The 2,371-nt window shown below is 64.5% G+C and carries 2 protein-coding genes; both read right to left on the bottom strand.

Annotated elements, in window-relative coordinates; genetic code table 11:
- Positions 1 to 1,580, bottom strand: a 1,580-nt coding sequence (locus tag QSK05_RS35960; protein ID WP_285601899.1) for a PAS domain-containing protein, incomplete at its 3' end; no start/stop codon positions are given.
- Between the two features lie 423 nt (positions 1,581 to 2,003).
- Positions 2,004 to 2,371, bottom strand: a 368-nt coding sequence (locus QSK05_RS35955; protein WP_285601898.1) for a methyl-accepting chemotaxis protein, incomplete at its 5' end; no start/stop codon positions are given.

Raw genomic sequence — 2,371 nt, 5'->3', positions numbered from 1 at the left:
TTCCCATTGAGATCGAACTCGATCACCGCCTGAGACCGGTCCAGAGCCGCCACCCGACCGGCATAATCGGCGTTCCGCAGCTTCTCACCCGTCACGTCGGAGGCGAACTTCACCACCTTGAAAGGCTTTCCCTCAGCGGTCAGCACCGGGTTGTAGGTCGCCCGGATCCAGACTTCCTCACCGGACTTGGTGATGCGCTTGTACTCGCCGGAATCGAACTCACCCCGCCCGAGCTTCTCCCAGAACATCCGGTACTCGGTACTGCCCGCATCCTCGGTCGACACGAACAACCGGTGGTGGCGCCCCCGAATCTCTTCCAGGCGGTACCCCAAGAGGTCGCAGAACAGCGCGTTGGCGGTGAGCACGTTGCCCTCGAGGTCGAACTCGATTACTGCCTGCGAGCGGTCGATCGCGGCGATCTTGCCCTCGAAGTCGGCGTTGCGGAGCTTGGCCTCGGTCACATCGGTGGCGAACTTGACGATCTTCCAGGGCTTTCCGTCCACCCCGAAGATCGGGTTGTAGGTGGCCTGCAGCCAGATGTCCCGGTCGCCCTTGCCGACCCGGTGGAACTCGCCACTCTTGAACTCTCCCTCGCGCAGACTGCGCCAGAAGTCGACATACTCGTCCGACTCGGCGGTCTGCGCCGGCACGAACATGCGGTGGTGCTGTCCGACCACCTCGTCGCGGTTGTACCCGACGGTCGCGAGGAAGTTGTCGTTGGCCGAGAGAATCTTGCCGTTGAGGTCGAATTCGATCACCGCCTGGGATCGGTCCATCGCCGAGGTCTTCCCCTCGGAGTCGGCGGTGATCTGCTTGGCGGAGGTCACATCGACCGCGTACTTCACTACCTTCCAAGGCTTTCCGTCAATCCCGATGATCGGGTTGTAGACGGACTGCAGCCAGACGACCCGCCCGCCCTTGGCGACGCGCTGGAACTCGCCGGTGATCGACTCCCCATCGCCCAGCCGCTGCCAGAACTGCCGGTAGGCGGCCGACCGGGCCTCGTCCGGCGGGACGAACATCCGGTGGTGCTGCCCGACGAGTTCTTGCGGGGAGTAGCCCATCACCTCGCAGAAGATCTCGTTGACCTCGAGAATCGTCCCACCGAGGTCGTACTCGATGACCCCCTGGGACCGTCCGATGGCCTGGATCTTGCCCTCGGCGTCGGCTGTGGCCCGCCGGCCGGCGGTGATGTCGAGTGCGTACTCGACGACCTTCGCCACCCGGCCCTCGATGTCCTTGACCGGCACCCAGGTGGAGCGAATCCACAGATCCCTCTTGCCCTGCCAGACCCGGCGGAACTCACCGGTCAGGTTTCCCCCGGACCGGAGCTCGTCCCACAGTTCCGTGTACTCCGCCGTCTCGACCACCTCGGCGGGCACGAAGGAACTGTGGTTCCGCCCGATGATCTCGACGGTGCTATAGCCCATGAGCTCGGCAAAACGCTCATTGGCCTTCAGAACTGTCCCGTCCGGCGCGTACTCGGCAACAGCCTGACCGCGCCCGAACGCCTCCACATGGCTCTTGAGCTCCGCGAGGAGCTCACGCTCATCCTGTGAAAGGCCCGTCTCGTCCGACAAGTCGTTCTCCGTTTCCAGCACCTGGACGCATGACTCCCGTGAGGAGTTGAATCGGTGAGGAGGCGTGCAACGTTGAGACCGCTGAACGGCGGTCATCTGAACGGCCCAGCACAACGGCGGGTGCCGGCACCGGCAGAGTGTCCGGGCAACGGGCCGGGTCCCACCCGGGCCCGCGGATCGAACGACGGTATCTCGGCCCCGCCGGCGTCGGCGCCCTCGCGCCACGAAATGTGCCTCCCGGGTGAGCTGCCAACACTCACCCGGGAGGCACGGATCGTCGGCCTCACCTCGATGTCCGAGGGAACGAGATGCCCGGCGCACCAGGAGCAGCGAACCGGTCATCGATCGGGACGATTCATCCACGACGTCGACCCGGTGACCACCGCGTCCGTAAAAATCGCTACTCCAGGACCTTCAGGAGACTCACTGGCCGGTCTGGGGAGCAGCCCCGAGCAGTTCCGTGATCAGCGAGGCGACCTGACGCGATACCTCGATCTGGCTCTTGGTCGCGGTCACGATCATGTCGATCGACATGCTGGTCCGCGCCACACTGGAGACAATGTCCTCGAACGACTCCCCCGCCTTCTCGGAGACCTTCGCACCCTCGTCCACCCGCCGGGTCGACTCCTGCACCAACTTGGAGATCTCCCCCGCCGCATCCGCAGAACGCTCCGCCAGCTTACGAACCTCACCGGCCACCACCGAGAACCCCAGACCGTGCTCACCCGCCCGAGCCGCCTCGATCGAGGCATTGAACGCCAGAAGATTCGTCTGATCAGCAATATCACTCA

This window comes from Kineosporia sp. NBRC 101731, assembly GCF_030269305.1.
In the GTDB taxonomy this organism is placed as follows: Bacteria; Actinomycetota; Actinomycetes; order Actinomycetales; family Kineosporiaceae; genus Kineosporia.
Note: the sequence above shows the minus strand (reverse complement) of the source record. Positions and strands in the feature narration are given on the sequence as shown.